Origin of the sequence: Achromobacter sp. F4_2707, assembly GCF_047501535.1 — a bacterium.
GTDB lineage: Bacteria > Pseudomonadota > Gammaproteobacteria > Burkholderiales > Burkholderiaceae_B > Yanghanlia.
The window spans coordinates 14034-30438 of sequence record NZ_JAZDRJ010000016.1 but is presented as its reverse complement, the minus strand read 5'-3'; the positions used below and the strand labels follow the sequence as shown (position 1 = coordinate 30438).

The window sequence follows — 16405 nt, the reverse complement described above, 5'->3', positions numbered from 1 at the left end:
TTTAGTTTCCCCCTAACCATTCGTCGACGATGGCGGCCAGATTGTCGCGGACTTGGGTGCCGGGAGGCAGGCCGCCTTTTTCCAGAGTGCGCAAGCCTTTCCCGGTACGTACCAGCCACGGGGCGCAGCCCTGCGAGGCGGCGGCCTGAAGGTCGCGCAGCGAATCGCCGACAGCCGGAACGTTGTCCAAGGTGATGTCGTAGCGACAGGCAATGTCCTGGAACATGCCGGGCTCAGGCTTGCGGCAGCGGCAGCCGTCGTCCGGACCATGGGTGCAGACGAAGATCGCATCGAGGTGGCCGCCGGCTTCTGCTAGTTCGCGACGCATCTTGGCATGGATGGCATTGAGAGTTTCCATGCTGAAATACCCGCGCGCCACACCAGACTGGTTGGTTGCCACCACCACGCGCCAGCCCGCGCGGGACAACCGCGCGATGGCATTCAAGCTGCCGGGAATGGCTTGCCATTCAGCCGGCGACTTGATGTAGGCGTCGCTGTCTTCGTTGATGACGCCGTCTCGATCGAGAATGACCAGTTTCACTATGCCAGCCTTGAGATATCGGCGACCTGATTCATATTGCGATGCAGCATTTCCAGAAGCGCAAGCCGGTTGCGGCGCACAGCGAGGTCGTCGACCATGATCATGACATCGTTGAAGAAAGCATCGACTGCGGCGCGGGAACCCGCAAGCGTGGCAAGCGAAGCACTGAAATCACCGGCCTCAAACTGCTGGCGGGCCACAGGCGACAGCTCTTCTATGCAGGCGGCCAAGGCTTTCTCTGCCGCTTCCGTGTAGAGCGCGGAGTCTACCGTTCCGAGGTCACTGTCGGCCTTTTTCAGCAGGTTGGTGATGCGCTTATTGGCAGCGGCCAGACTGTCGGCTTCCGGGCGTTGCGCAAAGGCTGCGCAGGCTTGGATGCGCCCCAGCACCTGATGCAGAGGGGGAGTGATAGACAGTACGGCATCCACCACGTTGCGATCGTGGCCGGCCAGCTGATTGCGGTAGCGCTCGTAGATGAAACCCGCGACAGCCTGCGCCGTGCCTTCTGCCAGAGTGCCTGGTTCGAAGGTCGAGGCGGTGAAGGCCAGCAGGTCGTCCAGGCGTAGGGTTTGATGGTCGTTCAGCGTTAACAGGCCGCCCGCTGCGAGCTGTTCGTAAGCGCTGATCAGGCCCAGTGCCGCGCGGCGCAGGCCGTAGGGGTCGCGCTCGCCTGTGGGAACCAGGCCAATGCCCCAAATTCCCACCAGCACTTCTAGGCGGTCTGCCATGAACAGTGCAGCCGCAACTTGGCTGCTGGTGGTAACGGGGGCCTCAAGCCGTATACGGTACTGATTACGAATGGCTTCCACCACTTCAGGGGCTTCGCCGTCGCCTTCGGCGTAGTAGGCGCCCATAATGCCTTGCAGCTCGGGGAATTCGCCCACCATATTGGAATTGAGGTCGGCCTTAGCCAGTAGTGCGGCGCGATCGGCGGCGGCTGCATCAGCCCCCAATTGCGTGGCAATGTGAACGGCGATGCGGCGGATGCGTTCGACCCGTTGCAATACGGAGCCCAGCTTGTTGTGATAAACGCTGGAAGCCAGTTGTGCAACGCGCTCTTCAAGGCGCATGCTGCGGTCAGTATCAAAGAAGAACTGCGCATCGGCCAAACGGGGCCGCACGACGCGTTGGTTGCCTTCAATGATGTGCGAGGGGTTGGCCACCCGCATATTGCTGACGATAAGAAAGCGGTGGGTCAGCTTGCCGGTATCCGGTTCAAACAAGGGGAAGTACTTCTGATTCAGACGCATGGTGAGAATCAGGCACTCGGGCGGCACGCGCAGGAAATCCGGGTCGAATTCACCCGTGTAAACCGTGGGATGCTCAACCAGTGCGGTGACTTCGTCCAGCAGGGCTTCGACTTCAGGGTCGTTGCCCAGGGTGGCGCCACGGGTGTCGGCCTGTTTTTGTAATTGTTGGAGAATGTCGGCGCGGCGTGTTTCAAAACCGGCCACCACTTTTCCTTCTTCCAACAATTGGTTCTCGTAGCCTTCGGCGGTCGTGATCTCCAGCACGCCTTCCGACATGAAACGGTGCCCTTCAGTGGTGCGCCCGGCCTGCAGGCCCAAAGCTTCCACCGGTACGACATCGCTGCCCCACAGAGCAATGAGACGATGGGCGGGGCGCACAAAGCGCACACTGCTCACACCATCGGCCAGCTGATAACGCATGACTTTTGGGATGGGTAGCTGCGTAATGGCCTGGTCAAGTGCTTTTTGCAGCCCGGCCTGCAGGGTTTCGCCAGCCGCTACACCGCGGGCATAGAGGGTGTCTTGCTTGCCGTCGGACTCAATAATGAGGTCGTCTACGCCAAGGCTTTCCAGCCCTTTTGCTTGCAGCTTCTTAACCAGAGCCGGGGTCATCTCGCGATCGGCGGTCAGGCCGATTTTGACCGGCATGAGTTTTTCTGTGTAGTGCTGTTCGGGCGCTTGGCCCAGCACGGCGTCGAAGACGGCGGCCAGGCGACGGGGAGTGGCTAGTGGGCGTACGGTGCAGCCGTCGGCTAGCAGATGATGCTGTTCCAACGTGGTGCGCAGTGTTTCGGCAAATGACTGCCCCAGGCGTTGCAAGGCCTTGGGAGGTAGTTCTTCAGTAAGGAGTTCGACCAGCAGAGGGCGGGTTTGTGGCTGAGAGGCCATTATGCGACCTCCAGGACGGAACGGTTGGCCAGCATGGGAAATCCTAATTTCTCGCGGGAATCGTAATAGGCTTGAGCCACGGCGCGCGACAGATTACGAATGCGGCCAATGTAGGCGGCGCGCTCGGTCACGCTGATGGCGCCGCGGGCGTCCAGCAGGTTGAAAGTGTGAGCCGCCTTGAGGGTGGCCTCATAGGCAGGCAGCGCCAGCGGCACTTCTATCAGCCGCTTGGCTTCAGCTTCGTAGTCGTTGAAGTGGGCGAACAGCATGTCGGTCGAGGCATGTTCGAAGTTGTAGGTGGACTGTTCCACTTCGTTCTGGTGGAACACGTCGCCATACAGCACAGCGGAGCCATCGCCATTGCGGGTCCAGACTAGGTCGTAGACGCTTTCCACGCCTTGCAGGTACATGGCAAGGCGTTCCAGGCCGTAGGTGATTTCACCAGTGGCGGGGTAGCAGTCCAGACCGCCCACTTGCTGGAAGTACGTGAACTGGGTGACTTCCATGCCATTGAGCCAGACTTCCCAGCCCAGACCCCAGGCGCCCAGCGTGGGGTTTTCCCAGTCGTCTTCCACAAAACGGATGTCGTGCACTTTGGGGTCGATGCCCAGTGCGACCAGAGAGCCTAGATAAAGCTCGATGATTTCAGGCGGTGCTGGCTTGAGCACGACCTGATACTGATAATAATGCTGCAGCCGGTTGGGGTTTTTGCCGTAGCGGCCATCCTTGGGGCGGCGCGACGGTTGCACATAGGCCGCCCGCCAGGGTTCGGGGCCGATGGCACGCAGAAAAGTTGCCGTGTGCGAGGTACCTGCCCCCACTTCCATGTCGTAAGGTTGGAGCAGCGCGCAGCCCTGCTTGTCCCAGTACTGCTGCAGTGTGAGGATGATCTGCTGAAAAGTAAGCATGAATATGGCCTGTACAGGCGTGAAGCCGCAAAATCCTATGATTTTAGCGCCTTCCTGCAGGGATGCCCGGAACAGGCCGGCGCGATGGTCGTATGATATGGCGTTACTTTGTTTCCTGCGATTACCTTATGACTACCCTGATCAAAGAAGACGATTTCATACAATCGATTGCGGATGCAGTGCAGTTCATCAGCTACTACCATCCTGCGGATTACATTCAGCATCTGGCGCGTGCCTATGAACGCGAAGAAAACCCGGCCGCCAAAGATGCCATCGCCCAGATTCTGACCAACTCCCGCATGTGTGCGGAAGGTAAGCGCCCCATCTGCCAGGACACAGGCATCGTCAACGTATTCCTGAAAGTGGGCATGGATGTACGTTTTGACACCAAGCTGGGCTTACAAGATCTGTGCGATGAAGGCGTGCGTCGCGGCTATCTCAACCCCGAGAACCCGCTGCGAGCGTCGGTGCTGAGCGATCCCCTCTTCGCTCGCAAGAACACACGCGACAACACCCCCTGTATTGTCAACGTCGAGTTGGTTCCTGGGAACCGCGTTGACGTTCAAGTGGCGGCCAAGGGCGGCGGCTCTGAAAACAAGACCAAATTCACCATGCTCAACCCCAGTGATTCACTGGTGGACTGGGTGCTCAAGACCGTACCCACTATGGGCGCGGGCTGGTGCCCGCCCGGCATGTTGGGCATTGGCGTTGGCGGCACGGCGGAAAAAGCCATGACTTTGGCCAAGCAGGCGCTGATGGAAGACATCGACATGTTCGAGCTGCTGCAGCGCGGCCCGCAAAACAAGCTGGAAGAGCTGCGAATTGAGCTCTATGAAAAAGTGAACGCCTTGGGCATTGGCGCCCAGGGCTTGGGTGGGCTCACAACGGTGTTGGATATCAAGATCAACACCTTCCCAACCCACGCAGCCTCCAAGCCTGTGGCCATGATTCCCAACTGTGCAGCCACGCGTCACGTGCACTTTGAGCTGGACGGCTCCGGCCCGGCCGTGCTGACACCGCCCGCCATGTCTAACTGGCCCGATGTCCAGTGGGCGCCGGACTACAACAAATCCACCCAGGTCAACCTGGACACCCTCACGGCTGAAGAAGTTGCCAGCTGGAAACCGGGACAGACCCTATTATTGTCGGGCAAAATGCTTACCGGTCGCGATGCGGCTCACAAGCGCATTCACGACATGCTTGAGCGTGGTGAACCGTTGCCGGTGGACTTTACCAACCGCATCATCTATTACGTGGGCCCTGTTGACCCCGTGCGCGACGAAGTGGTTGGCCCCGCAGGCCCCACCACAGCCACCCGCATGGATAAATTCACCGACATGATGCTGGAAAAAACCGGCCTGATCGCCATGGTGGGTAAGGCCGAACGCGGCCCGGTTGCCATCGACTCCATCCGCCGTCATAAGTCGGCCTATCTCATGGCGGTGGGCGGTTCGGCTTATCTGGTTTCCAAGGCGATTCGTCATTCTCGTGTCGCCGCCTTTGAAGACCTCGGCATGGAAGCGATTTACGAGTTCGAGGTGAAGGACATGCCCGTTACGGTAGCCGTGGATTCCACCGGTGAATCCGTACACGAAACCGGGCCAGCAAAATGGAAGGCCAAGATCAGCCAAGTCATTCCGTTGGTACCGGCTGAGTAAGCGTTCAAGTGCAGACTTCATGGCTTCTTCTACAGCCATGAAGTCTGGCTTGCGTAAAAGCGAATTCAAAAAACAGCGGGTGGCTGGCAGGATAGGCGTTTCGCCCGCGGATAGACCGCGCTTGCAAACCTGCAGAGAACATCATGACAACACAGGATTATTCCGACTGGATTGGTCGCAAGGAAAGTTATTCCGACAATCTGGATGTAGGCCATGTCCGCCAAATCGCCCTGGCTCTCGACCGGCCTGCACCCGCAGAAGGCGAGGCGCTGCCGCATCTGTGGCTGTGGGCACATTTTGTGCGCGGCCAGGAGTACGCGGAGCTGGGGCGCGACGGTCACCCCGCACGCGGTGCTTTCCTGCCCCCTTTGGGTGAGCGCAATCGCATGTGGGCCGGTGGGCGGGTGCGCTTTAACGAGCCGTTGCGAGTGGGGATTCCTGCTGAACGGCAGTCCACGATTCTGAATATCGTGGAGAAGAAGGGCCGCACCGGCAGCCTGCTGTTCTTCACGGTGCAGCACGATTATGTCCAGGAAGGCCGCGTGTGCGTCAGCGAAGAGCAGGATGTTGTCTACCGCGCGCCCACTGCCCCCAAGCTGGAGGGCAACATCGAAGCACCACAAAGCCAGTGGTCGGTTACCGTCCAGCCCAGCAGCATCATGCTGTTCCGGTATTCGGCTGTTACTTTCAACGGCCATCTGATTCATTACGACCTGGATTACGTCACCAAACAAGAAGGCTACCCCGGCCTGGTTGTGCACGGCCCGTTGATCGCCACCAAAATGCTGCAAGCCTGCGTGGATGCAAACCCGGATAAAGAGGTTGCAACATTCGCGTATCGTGGCTTGCGCCCGCTGATTTCTCCCAAGCCTTTCGAGGTTGCTGGAACTTTGCTGGAAGACGGCACGGCCAAGCTGTGGGCGGAACAGGATGGCACCTTGGCGCACCAGGCTGAGCTGACTTTCAAATAGGAGACTCCAACATGCAAGCACCTATGCGCAGCGCACTATTCGTGCCTGGTAACCGGCCTGAACGCTATGCCAAGGCGCTGGCGGCGGGCGCTGATGCCGTAATCATCGACCTTGAAGATGCGGTGGCGGCCGACGACAAGGACACGGCACGCGAACATATTGCGAGTTTTGCCGCCGAACACCCGGAAGCGCGTTTTCTGGTGCGCAGCAATGCGGCGGATACCCCGTGGTTTGAAGCCGATATGGCTTTGTGCGCCGCCCACGCCGCGATTGTCGGCGTGGTGCTGCCCAAGGCGGAATCCGCCGGCGATCTCAAGCGCGTTCGGGAGCTGACGGGTAAACCCATCATTCCTATTGTGGAAAGCGCTAAAGGGGTGCTGGCGCTGGACGAACTAGCCGGGGCGGAGGGCGTAGAGCGCCTCGCATTCGGTTATCTGGATCTCATGCTGGATACGGGTACCCGCCCCGACACGCCGGGTGCGCGGCTGCTACTGGATCACATCCGTTGCCGAGTATTGCTCAGTAGCGCGGCAGCGGGTATACAGGCGCCGCTCGATGGTGTGCACCCTGATTTCCGTGATAGTGAAACCCTGTCCAGCATTGCCATTCAGGTACGCGACATGGGCTTTGCCGGTGTGCTGTGCATCCATCCCGCTCAAGTCACCGTAGTGCACGCCGCTTTTGCACCGTCCGACTCGGAATGTGATTGGGCGCGCCGGGTTCTGGCAGAATTTGAGCGCACAGGTTCTGCTGCGTTCCAGATCGACGGCATGATGGTCGACGCCCCTGTGATCGAGCGCGCTCGGCGTATTCTGGCGTCCGCCGCCTAGTTTCAGGCTTTACACACGGCTCAGAAGCTGGTCGCTACACGCGGCCAGCAACTCTTCCACACTTCCTTGTCGCAGCAGCATGCCCGGTGCGAGGTCACGCAACGGCATCAACACAAATGCGCGTTCGTGCATGCGAGGGTGGGGCAGCGTCAGCACCGCTGTGTTCAACACTTCCTGGCCGTGCAGAAGCAGGTCGAGGTCGAGGCTGCGCGGGGCATTGCGGTAAGGGCGCTGCCTGCCATGACGGTTTTCTATGTCTTGTAACGCCAACAGCATCTCAAGGGCGCTAAGCGTTGTTTCCGCTTTCAGTACGCCGTTCAGATAGTCCGGGCCGCCCGCATCGACCGGGGCGCTGCGATAAAGTGGCGACACCGTAGTCTGAAGCACGCCAGGCACGGCAGCAATGTCGCGAGCCGCAGCCATAAGGGTGGCGTGTGTATCGCCCAAGTTGGCTCCCATGCCGATATAGGCGGTGACAGTCTCTTTGGCTGTAGCTTTCATGTATCGGAGGTGTCGCTTGCGTGACTGGCCTGACTTTTTGGCTTGCGGCGAGGGCGTCGCCTGCGCTTGCGCAAGCCGCTCGATGTGCGCTCCCCGCGATTGGCCGCCTGCCAGGCCTCAATCATAGGTGCGCGGTCGTCCGGGTTGGCATTGGCCAGATCCATCCACCATTGGGCCATGACGCTATCGACTTCGCGCGCTTCTGCGCGTAATTGCAGGAAGTCGACGGCAGCGCGGAAGCGGGGTTGGTCCATCATGCGCCAGATGGCCTTGGCATTGACGCGCTCAAAGCGCGCCTGCATAAACCAGATTTCCCGAATATCCGCGATGAATCTACGTTGTATAGCCATCTTGCGGGATTGCTCATCCAGCACGGAATCGGCGGCTTCCAGCAGAGTCTGGGTGGGGTGCCCCCCGGCTTGTACAAGAGCCTGCCAGCGCTGGTAAACCAGCTTCCATAGCAGCGCGGCGAATAGAAAGCTGGCACTGACAGGCTTGCCTGCTCGCACGCGGATGTCGGTTCGGGCCAAGGCCAGATCCACGAACTTTTCGCCTTCGGGCACATTGAATACAACGTCCAGCAAGGGCATCAGATCTTGATGCAGGCCGACTTCCCGCAACATGCGCAGGCAATCCATGGCATGGCCGCATGTCAGCAGCTTGAGCGTTTCGTCAAATAGACGCGAGGCAGGTACATGTTCAATGAGCGGCGCCAGGCGGCGGATGGGCTCCAGCGTGGACGGCTCAATTTCTGCCGATAACTTCGAGGCGAAGCGCACGGCGCGCAGCATGCGAACAGGGTCTTCGCGATAGCGTTTCTCCGGGTCGCCAATGATGCGCACCAGCCGTTTCTGCAGGTCAGCTACGCCATGGTGAAAGTCAATGACTTCCTGGCTGAGCGGGTCGTAATACAGCGCATTCAGGGTGAAGTCGCGCCGTGCAGCATCTTCTTCATGCGTGCCGAACTCGTTGTCGCGCAGAATGCGGCCATGTTCGTCGGTGTGACCGTTACCCGGTGTAGAAGGCGCGCGAAAAGTTGATGTCTCAATGATTTCCGGCCCGAACACAACATGGACCAGCCGGAAACGGCGCCCAATGATGCGAGCCCGGCGAAACAAAGGTTTGATTTGCTCAGGGGTTGCGTTGGTGGCGACGTCGAAATCTTTGGGCTGCAAGCCCACGATGAGATCACGAACGGCCCCACCCACGATATAGGCTTCGTAGCCATGCTGGCGCAGGACTTCACAGACTTTAATCGCGTGACGTGAAACCTTGCGCCGGTCAATGCCGTGTTTCTCGACAGGCAGGCGTTCCGGACCGGAACGTGTGCTGGAGAACAGGCGGGTAACAAATTTCTTTATTGTGTTGGGCAGCATGCGCGTATTTTATATTCAGGACTTGTCATCCTGCATTTCCTTAAACAGGTCCAGTATTTTCCAGCCGCGCTCTTGGGCGATATCGCGCAGTGTAGGGCTGGGGTTGGTGGCCACAGGGTGGCTGACGACTTCAAGTAAGGGTAGATCGTTGGTCGAATCGCTGTAGAAATAGACTTCTTGAAAAGCGTCGCGGGCCAAGCCCATGGTGGCCAGCCATTCGTCGACACGCACGATTTTCCCTGCTTGAAAACTGGGTACGCCTTGAATGCGGCCAGTGTAGCGGCCTTCGCGGCTTTCAGCGATAGTGGCAATAAGGTGAGGGATGCCGAAAGCGCGGGCAATGGGCGCGGTGACGAAGTCATTCGTGGCCGTAACAATGGCGCACAGGTCGCCGCGGGCCATGTGTTCCTGAACGAGGTCTATGGCATTTTGGCGGATGGCTGGGCGGATCACTTCCGCCATAAAGGCTTCATGCCAGAGCGCGAGTTCGGGCTGGCTGCCACGGGTCAGCAGCCCCAGCATGAATTCGGCGGACTCTTCCGCTGTGAGGTTACCCGCGTTGTAGCGGTCCATCAGTTCTTCGTTTTGGCGCTGCGCCTCGGCAGGGTCGCCTGCGCGCCCTGTACGGGCCAGGAAGTCGGCCCACTGGTAATCGCTGTCCAAGGGCAGCAGGGTGTGATCCAGGTCAAATAAAGCAAGGCGAGAAGGTGAGGTCATAAGTCGTAATCTTCTATGAGTTCTTCTGTCAGGCCTGATGGCTGGCCAGCAGGTCTTTCAGCAACGGAAGGGTAATGGCGCGATGGCGGGCCAAGGAATAGCGGTCAAGGGCATCGACCAGCGAGGTCAGGCGGCTCATATCGCGTTCGTGGTGGGTAAGCAGCCAAGAGATCACTTCAGGGGAAAGGTCCAGGCCGCGTTGTGCCGCCCGGCTTTGCAAAGCCTGGGCGCGCTCGTCGTCAGAGAGTTGTTCAAGGCGGAAAACGAGGTCCCAGCCCAAGCGAGTACGCAGGTCTTCGCGCACCTCCATCGCCATAGGCGCGCGGTCGCCGGCAATCACTAAAGCAAAAGCATGGCGGGTTGCGGCGCTTTCTCGCCAGCGGTTGTACAACGCGAACAGGGCGGCTTGGCCGTGAGTGTCCAATGCCTGAACATCATCCACGGCGACCAGACGAACTGTCAGTGTGTCGCCGGTGGCCAAAGCGTGTAATTCACTGGCAGGGGAGTCGGCGCCGTGGTAGTGCCCATCCATGAGTTGGCAGGCGCCGTGCAGCAAATGGCTGCGCCCCACACCTTGTGGACCCCACAGATATATGGCACGACCACCTTCACAACGCTGCAGAGCATCCAGAGCGGCAGCGTTGCGGCCCACTACGAAATTGTCCAGTGATGGCGGAGGGGCAGGAAGCAGATCGAGTATGAGTTGTTGTGCCATGTCTTGTTTTCGGGCCACATTTTCCAGTTCATCGTAAAATCCGGCCAGATATACAGTTCAACCCGCAATTCTTGCACATCCCACGGCTTTTCTCATGACTGACAAAAATTCTGCCTCTTTAACCTATCGCGACGCGGGCGTTGACATCGACGCCGGCGAGGCCCTGGTTGACCGAATCAAGCCCATGGCCGCGCGTACCATGCGCGAAGGGGTCATGGCGGGCATTGGCGGCTTTGGCGCCTTGTTCGAGGTGCCGCGTCACCTGAAAGAGCCCGTGCTGGTTTCCGGAACGGACGGCGTTGGCACCAAGTTGCGTCTGGCCTTTGAATGGAATCGCCACGATACCGTCGGGGTCGATCTGGTCGCCATGAGTGTCAACGACATCCTGGTGCAAGGCGCCGAGCCTTTGTACTTTCTCGACTACTTTGCCTGCGGCAAACTGTCGGTCGATACGGCCGCCAGTGTAGTACAGGGCATCGCGCAAGGGTGCGAACAAGCGGGCTGCGCCCTGATTGGCGGTGAGACCGCTGAAATGCCCGGCATGTACCCCGATGGCGAATACGACCTGGCAGGCTTTGCGGTCGGTGCAGTTGAAAAGTCTGACATCATTGATGGCAAGCAGATCCAACCGGGCGATGTCATACTCGGCTTGGCGTCTAGCGGTGCGCACTCCAATGGCTTTTCCTTGCTGCGTAAAATCCTGCGCCACGCGAATGCGCGCCCTCAGCAGGAATTCGATGGCCGCACCCTGGAAGACGTCGTGATGGCGCCGACCCGCATTTACGTGAAGTCCGTTCTGCATGCGCTGGCAACACATGGGCGCGATATTCGCGGCTTGGCGCATATTACGGGTGGCGGTCTGTTAGACAACATCCCTCGTGTGCTTCAGTCCAACTTGGCGGCTCGCCTGCATCGCGACGCCTGGACAATGCCGCCGCTGTTCCAGTGGCTGCAGGAAAACGGCAATGTGGCCGAAGCCGAAATGCTGCGCGTGTTCAACTGCGGTATTGGCATGGTGGTCATTGTGCCTGCTGCGCAAGCTGATGCGATCACCGCGACTTTCCAAAGCAAGGGTGAAACCGTGTATCGACTGGGTGAAATCGCCGAGCGTGAAGGCGATGAAGCGGCTCAGGTCGTACTGGCTTAATTCGTTCACACAAGCGGGCGCGGGGCATTTTCGCCCCGGCCTGCATGGGGTGCGCGTGCTGACGAGTTCGCTGGGGCGGACGGCCTGTCAGCCGCGTGGCCCGCTTAAAGCGCTAGCTGCCAGGCTCACAATCTGCTCAGTGGCGTCGGGCGCTAAACAGTCCACAATGTGCCGGCTCGGGTCGGATCTCAACCACGTTAACTGCCTTTTCGCCAATTGTCGGGTCGCAGCAATGGCCTGCTCCACGGCGGTTTCAAGCGAAATATTCCCTTCCAGGTGTTCCCATAGCTGGCGGTAGCCCACGCAGCGTATGGAAGGCAGGCCGGTATGCAAGTCACCGCGCGCGCGCAACTGCGCCACTTCTTCTAGAAGCCCCTCGGCCAGCATGGCCTGATACCGTTGCGCAATGCGGGCGTGCAAGGCCAGCCTATCACTTGGTTCCAGGCTGAGCGTCAGGTACTCATGTTCCGGAGCACTGGGTTTATCACGCGCCAGCCAGTCGGACATCGGCACCCCGCTGGCACGGTAGATTTCGATGGCGCGTTGCAGGCGCTGGCTGTCGTTAGGGGCCAGCCGGGCGGCGCTGATGGGGTCGTAGGTGGCCAGCTCAGCATGCAGGGCCGGCCAGCCTTTTTGCTGGGCTTCAGCATCAATCTGCGCACGCAGCTCGGCATCGGCGGTTGGCAGGTTGCTAATGCCTTCGCGCAGCACCTTGTAATACATCATGGTGCCCCCGCAAATTACCGGGAATCGGCCACGTTGCTGAATCTGTTCGATCAAGCCCAGAGCGTCGCTACGGAATTCTGCCGCTGAATAACTTTCTGCTGGGTCGCGGATATCAATCAGGTGATGCGGCACCTTGGCTTGTTCGGCGGCAGTGGGCTTGGCCGTGCCGATGTCCATGCCACGATAAATGGTGGCGGAGTCCATCACAATGATTTCCACTGGCCAGCGTTCCGCCAGCGCCAAGCTGGCGGCGCTTTTACCGGAGGCAGTCGGCCCGACCAGGCAGATGACAGGAGGGTGCATCGTGTTCATTGGCCTCGTAGAAACATGCGATCGAGTTCTGCGAGAGGCCATTGCAGCCAGGTGGGGCGGCCATGATTGCACTGGTCGGCACGCTCTGTTTGCTCCATTTGCCGCAGCAGGGCGTTCATCTCATCCAGCGTCAACCTGCGGTTGGCCCGGACCGAACCGTGGCAGGCCATGGTAGATAGCAGTTCATTGCGTTGTTCTGTCAGCAGGTTGGAGCGCCCCACGCTGGCCAGATCACGCAGAACGCCGCGCGCCAGGGATTCAATGTCGCCGTGCGCCAGCAAGGCGGGCACTGCCCGGACAGCGATGGCGGCAGGCCCTGCCGGGGTGAGGGTCAAGCCCAGTTCTTCCAGAGTGTCCCGGTATTCCTCCACCATGCCCAAATCACGCGGGTCGGCGCTGAACACTACAGGAACCAGGAGCTCTTGACGGGGTAAGTCGCGGGCGTCCAGTGCGCGCTTGAGCGCTTCGTACACCACCCGCTCATGCGCAGCATGCATGTCCACCAAAACCAAGCCCTTGCGGTTCTGTGCCACGATGTAAATGCCGTGAACCTGGCCCAGCGCCTGGCCCAAAGGTTGGGGGTCTTGGCCCGCGTTGTTCTGGAACGGATCGTGCTCAGGTGCGGGCCCGGTGGGCAGGACTGAAGGGCCTGCGCCAGTATTCGCGGTGTCTGGGGCGCTTTCCAGCGGGCGGTACAGTGCCTGCCAGGCGTCCGGTGCGATGGGGCTGTTGCTCGCGCGGTTGTGCAGGTTGAAAGCGTATTGCCGGCCGGGTGCAGTGCCCGCGAAGCGCGGGGCTGTGTTCGCAGCGCCCAGAGGGTCCGGCGCTTGCAAAGGCATGGAGGGTTGGCTGGGTGAAGCGCCGTATGAGCCCGGTGTATTTACCGGCTGAGTCAGGTCTCCGGGTGCATGGGCAACTGCAGGCGCTTCGTGTACGCCAGGGGTGCTGGCCAGCGCTTCATCGAGCGTCTGTGACACAAAGCGGTGGATGGCGCCGCTATCGCGGAACCTGACTTCGTGCTTGGCAGGGTGAACATTGACGTCTACCACGGCCGGATCGACGCTCAGAAACAGCGCATAAGCAGGGTGGCGGTCGCCATGCAATACATCCGAGTATGCCTGCCGGATAGCATGGGAGACGGCGCGATCCCGAACAAAGCGCCCATTGACATACAAATACTGGCGATCCGCCCGATGGCGCGCCAGTGTCGGGCGAGTAATCAGGCCGCGCAGGGCAATCAGGCCGTGGTCGCGCTCCACCAAGATGCCTTGCTCCAGAAACTCCGCTCCCAGTACATCGCGCAGTCGCTGGCTCATATCGCCCGCCCGCCAGTGCCTCTGTGGCTTTTCGTTATGGAACAGGCGGAAGGCCACTTCGGGGTAGGCCAGGGCAATGCGTTCCATGGCATCCAGGCAATGGCCGTATTCTGTGGTTTCAGAACGCAGGAATTTGCGCCGCGCAGGCACAGCATCGAACAGCTGGCGTACATCGACGGTGGTGCCAGTGGGCCCAGCTGCGGCGCTCAATTCCAGCGTACTGCCATCTATTTGCCAAGCATGGTCGCTATTGGGGCAGCGTGAGGTAATGGTCAGCCGTGCCACAGAAGCGATAGAAGCCAGTGCTTCACCCCGAAAACCCATAGAGGCCACGTGTTCCAGGTCGTCTAACGAAGCGATTTTGCTGGTGGCATGGCGACGCAGCGCCAAAGGCAGTTCTTCAGGTGGAATGCCGTAGCCGTCGTCAATGACGGCAATACGGCGGATGCCGCCGCCGTCCAGGCGCACTTCAATGGCGCGGGCGCCCGCGTCCAGTGCGTTTTCAAGCAGCTCCTTGAGTACAGAGGCGGGGCGGTCTATGACTTCGCCGGCCGCAATCTGGCTCACGAGCAAGTCGGGTAAGGGGGAAATTGAGCGTCTTTCGGTCATCCGTCTGCTGATCTTGCATTACATGTGGGTGGCAGACATTAGATTCTACCCGCCTGGTGAGGGCAGGCAGGGCAAACGACCGGTTTAGCTGCGGCGGGCCAGAGCCGGGCTGTCGTTGAAGTATCCGCGTATGGCGGTCAGCATGGCGCGGGCGACTTGATCCTGGTACTTGCTGCTACGCAATAACTGTTCTTCGGTAGGGTTGCTGATAAAAGCGGTTTCGACCAGGATGGAAGGAATATCCGGCGCTTTGAGCACAGCGAAGCCGGCGCGCTCCACCTGGCGCTTGTGCAGGCGGTTGATTTTGCCGATTTCGCTCAACACCTTACCGCCCACTCGCATGGAATCGTTAATTTGGGCGGCGGTAGAAAGGTCAAGCAGCACCTTGGCAACTTGAGCGTTGTGAGTACCCAGGTTTACGCCGCCAATCAGGTCTGCCTCGTTTTCGCGTTGTGCCATCAGGCGGGCCATGGTACTGGTCGCGCCGTTTTGCGACAGCGCATAAACGGAAGAGCCGCGGGCCGTCGGTTTTGTCCAAGCGTCAGCATGAATGGAAATGAACAGGTCAGCTTTAACGCGTCGGGCCTTCTGCACGCGCACGTGGAGGGGTACGAAATAATCGCCATCGCGCGTCATATAGGCTTTCATCCCCGGCGTAGCATCAATCAGACGCTTCAGGCGCCGTGCAATCGATAGCACGATGTCTTTTTCACGCGTGCCGCGTGGGCCGATGGCACCCGGGTCTTCGCCGCCGTGTCCGGCGTCCAGGGCGATCAGAATGTTGCCGCTACGCCTGGGGCTTGGAGTTGGCTGGGTGGGCTGCGGCTTGCTGGCTGCCGGCGGCGCGGGTTTCTGCGCGGTTTGGGGAAGGGCTTGCCCTTTTACGGTCGGGACTGGAGCAGGGCTGGACTGCTGAGCGAGCTGTTCCAACACCCCAGCCAGCGGGTCGGGATCCTTGTTGTCCAGAATGGCCAGCAAAGGGTCTTGCGCCACTTTGGGGTACAAGTCCACCACGAGACGGTACTTGTATTCGCCAATTGGCTTCAGGGTGAAGACTTGCGGAGCGACCGGCTGTTTGAGATCCAGTACCAGCCGCACAACACCGGGACGATTCTGGCCGACGCGCACCGTGCCGATGTAAGGGTCGTTGGGTTGGACTTTGGAAACCAGTTCATTGAGGGTGCTGTTGAGAGTGAGCCCCTCAATGTCCACGACCAGCCGGTCAGGGCCGTCGAGCGTAAAATGCTCGGCCTTGAGTTCGGTGTCCATTTCCAGCGTAACGCGGGTGTATTCGTCAGCGGGCCATGTGCGTACGGCAACAATACTGGCGGCATGAGCGAACCGGGGGATGACGGGAATGGCAAGCAGCGTAGTGGCGCTCGCGATCAGGCGTCGCCTGCCGGGGTTGGCGGGCGAGGCGTCGCCTTTGCGGGAAATAGAGTCGTCAGCCATAGTGATCCTTTGTCGCTGTACGCCGTCAGTACAGCGCTGCGCCCTTCGTCCTCGTGCTCAATCCGAATGTCCAGGTCAGGGGGCGGTAGTAAGTCACCGGCCTGCTCCGGCCATTCGATCAGGACGATGGCGTGTTCCTGAAGAATGTCCCGAAATCCTGCATCCAGCCATTCGTGTGAATCGCTAAATCTATAAAAATCAAGGTGATAGAAGTTTAATCTAGAAAGATTATAGCTTTCAAGTAGCGCATAGCTAGGGCTTTTGATGCGGCCCTGTATGCCGGACGCCCTTAAAAAAGCTCGGGCGAAGCTGGTTTTCCCCGCTCCCAGGTCGCCTCGCAAGTGGATGCGGCCGCCCACATCAATACCTTTCCGGCGACCGCAAAGTAAAGGGGAAAGCGATGCAGCCAGTGCTTCGGTGGCGGCCTCATCGGGTAAGGCTAACGCAATGACGGTGCGGTTTTCAGAAGGGGTGGGCACGAGTTGGCT

The 16405-nt window shown here is 59.8% G+C and carries 15 protein-coding genes; 4 read left to right on the top strand and 11 right to left on the bottom strand.

Features of this window, described 5'->3' with window-relative positions:
- Position 1 precedes the first annotated feature (1 nt).
- From gmhB to glyQ, 3 genes are read right to left on the bottom strand one after another with little or no spacing between them, the layout of a single operon-like run.
- The gene (gene gmhB / locus VRY85_RS14215) at positions 2 to 541 is read right to left on the bottom strand and encodes a D-glycero-beta-D-manno-heptose 1,7-bisphosphate 7-phosphatase (protein WP_414599263.1); all 540 of its coding nucleotides are present in this window, start codon (positions 539 to 541) and stop codon (positions 2 to 4) included.
- A complete protein-coding gene (gene glyS / locus VRY85_RS14210) occupies positions 541 to 2679 on the bottom strand; it encodes a glycine--tRNA ligase subunit beta (RefSeq protein WP_414599262.1) in 2139 nt (712 codons plus the stop codon). Before glyS ends, gmhB begins: the two co-directional genes overlap by 1 nt.
- Positions 2679 to 3587, bottom strand: coding sequence for a glycine--tRNA ligase subunit alpha (gene glyQ / locus VRY85_RS14205; protein WP_414599261.1), 909 nt, complete (start codon positions 3585 to 3587; stop codon positions 2679 to 2681). Before glyQ ends, glyS begins: the two co-directional genes overlap by 1 nt.
- Positions 3588 to 3715: 128 nt before the next feature.
- Between glyQ and VRY85_RS14200 the strand changes: the two genes are divergently transcribed.
- The 3 genes from VRY85_RS14200 (at position 3716) to VRY85_RS14190 (ending at position 7046) form a co-directional block, all read left to right on the top strand.
- Positions 3716 to 5245: a fumarate hydratase gene (locus VRY85_RS14200; RefSeq protein WP_414599260.1), complete on the top strand. Its 1530-nt coding sequence runs from the start codon at positions 3716 to 3718 to the stop codon at positions 5243 to 5245.
- A 143-nt stretch (positions 5246 to 5388) separates the two neighbouring features.
- Complete coding sequence (locus VRY85_RS14195) at positions 5389 to 6216, top strand: MaoC family dehydratase N-terminal domain-containing protein (protein WP_414599259.1); 828 nt, start codon at positions 5389 to 5391, stop codon at positions 6214 to 6216.
- Positions 6217 to 6227: 11 nt separating this feature from the next.
- Positions 6228 to 7046, top strand: a complete 819-nt coding sequence (locus VRY85_RS14190; protein WP_414599258.1) for an HpcH/HpaI aldolase/citrate lyase family protein — start codon at positions 6228 to 6230, stop codon at positions 7044 to 7046.
- Between the two features lie 9 nt (positions 7047 to 7055).
- Here the strand turns inward: VRY85_RS14190 and folK are convergent, their stop codons facing one another.
- Genes folK through hda form a run of 4 tightly spaced genes read right to left on the bottom strand, consistent with a single transcriptional unit; the run spans position 7056 to position 10355 of the window.
- Complete coding sequence (folK, locus tag VRY85_RS14185) at positions 7056 to 7547, bottom strand: 2-amino-4-hydroxy-6-hydroxymethyldihydropteridine diphosphokinase (protein WP_414599257.1); 492 nt, start codon at positions 7545 to 7547, stop codon at positions 7056 to 7058.
- The gene (gene pcnB / locus VRY85_RS14180) at positions 7544 to 8923 is read right to left on the bottom strand and encodes a polynucleotide adenylyltransferase PcnB (protein WP_414599256.1); all 1380 of its coding nucleotides are present in this window, start codon (positions 8921 to 8923) and stop codon (positions 7544 to 7546) included. Before pcnB ends, folK begins: the two co-directional genes overlap by 4 nt.
- A gap of 15 nt (positions 8924 to 8938) precedes the next feature.
- On the bottom strand, positions 8939 to 9640 hold the full coding sequence (locus VRY85_RS14175) for an HAD family hydrolase (protein ID WP_414599255.1): 702 nt from the start codon (positions 9638 to 9640) through the stop codon (positions 8939 to 8941).
- 28 nt (positions 9641 to 9668) lie between these two features.
- Positions 9669 to 10355: a DnaA regulatory inactivator Hda gene (hda, locus tag VRY85_RS14170; RefSeq protein WP_414599254.1), complete on the bottom strand. Its 687-nt coding sequence runs from the start codon at positions 10353 to 10355 to the stop codon at positions 9669 to 9671.
- Between the two features lie 94 nt (positions 10356 to 10449).
- Between hda and purM the strand changes: the two genes are divergently transcribed.
- A complete protein-coding gene (gene purM / locus VRY85_RS14165; protein WP_414599253.1) occupies positions 10450 to 11502 on the top strand; it encodes a phosphoribosylformylglycinamidine cyclo-ligase in 1053 nt (350 codons plus the stop codon).
- Between the two features lie 87 nt (positions 11503 to 11589).
- Here purM and miaA read toward each other — a convergent pair whose 3' ends face one another.
- From miaA to tsaE, 4 genes are all read right to left on the bottom strand, one after another.
- Positions 11590 to 12540, bottom strand: a complete 951-nt coding sequence (miaA, locus tag VRY85_RS14160) for a tRNA (adenosine(37)-N6)-dimethylallyltransferase MiaA (RefSeq protein WP_414599252.1) — start codon at positions 12538 to 12540, stop codon at positions 11590 to 11592.
- Entirely contained in the window at positions 12537 to 14465 is a 1929-nt protein-coding gene (mutL, locus tag VRY85_RS14155; RefSeq protein WP_414599251.1) for a DNA mismatch repair endonuclease MutL, read from the bottom strand. Before mutL ends, miaA begins: the two co-directional genes overlap by 4 nt.
- 84 nt (positions 14466 to 14549) lie before the next feature.
- Positions 14550 to 15917, bottom strand: a complete 1368-nt coding sequence (locus tag VRY85_RS14150; RefSeq protein ID WP_414599250.1) for an N-acetylmuramoyl-L-alanine amidase — start codon at positions 15915 to 15917, stop codon at positions 14550 to 14552.
- Positions 15851 to 16396 (bottom strand): tRNA (adenosine(37)-N6)-threonylcarbamoyltransferase complex ATPase subunit type 1 TsaE, encoded by a 546-nt coding sequence (gene tsaE / locus VRY85_RS14145; RefSeq protein WP_414599249.1) that lies wholly within the window; start codon positions 16394 to 16396, stop codon positions 15851 to 15853. Before tsaE ends, VRY85_RS14150 begins: the two co-directional genes overlap by 67 nt.
- Positions 16397 to 16405: the final 9 nt, after the last annotated feature.

Excerpts from the sequence above, each read along its gene's own strand:
- glyS (WP_414599262.1), bottom strand. The coding sequence starts at position 2,679 with ATGGCCTCTCAGCCACAAACCCGCCCTCTGCTGGTCGAACTCCTTACT.
- glyQ (WP_414599261.1), bottom strand. The coding sequence starts at position 3,587 with ATGCTTACTTTTCAGCAGATCATCCTCACACTGCAGCAGTACTGGGAC.
- VRY85_RS14200 (WP_414599260.1), top strand. The coding sequence starts at position 3,716 with ATGACTACCCTGATCAAAGAAGACGATTTCATACAATCGATTGCGGAT.
- VRY85_RS14195 (WP_414599259.1), top strand. The coding sequence starts at position 5,389 with ATGACAACACAGGATTATTCCGACTGGATTGGTCGCAAGGAAAGTTAT.
- VRY85_RS14190 (WP_414599258.1), top strand. The coding sequence starts at position 6,228 with ATGCAAGCACCTATGCGCAGCGCACTATTCGTGCCTGGTAACCGGCCT.
- folK (WP_414599257.1), bottom strand. The coding sequence starts at position 7,547 with ATGAAAGCTACAGCCAAAGAGACTGTCACCGCCTATATCGGCATGGGA.
- pcnB (WP_414599256.1), bottom strand. The coding sequence starts at position 8,923 with ATGCTGCCCAACACAATAAAGAAATTTGTTACCCGCCTGTTCTCCAGC.
- VRY85_RS14175 (WP_414599255.1), bottom strand. The coding sequence starts at position 9,640 with ATGACCTCACCTTCTCGCCTTGCTTTATTTGACCTGGATCACACCCTG.
- hda (WP_414599254.1), bottom strand. The coding sequence starts at position 10,355 with ATGGCACAACAACTCATACTCGATCTGCTTCCTGCCCCTCCGCCATCA.
- purM (WP_414599253.1), top strand. The coding sequence starts at position 10,450 with ATGACTGACAAAAATTCTGCCTCTTTAACCTATCGCGACGCGGGCGTT.
- miaA (WP_414599252.1), bottom strand. The coding sequence starts at position 12,540 with ATGAACACGATGCACCCTCCTGTCATCTGCCTGGTCGGGCCGACTGCC.
- mutL (WP_414599251.1), bottom strand. The coding sequence starts at position 14,465 with ATGACCGAAAGACGCTCAATTTCCCCCTTACCCGACTTGCTCGTGAGC.
- VRY85_RS14150 (WP_414599250.1), bottom strand. The coding sequence starts at position 15,917 with ATGGCTGACGACTCTATTTCCCGCAAAGGCGACGCCTCGCCCGCCAAC.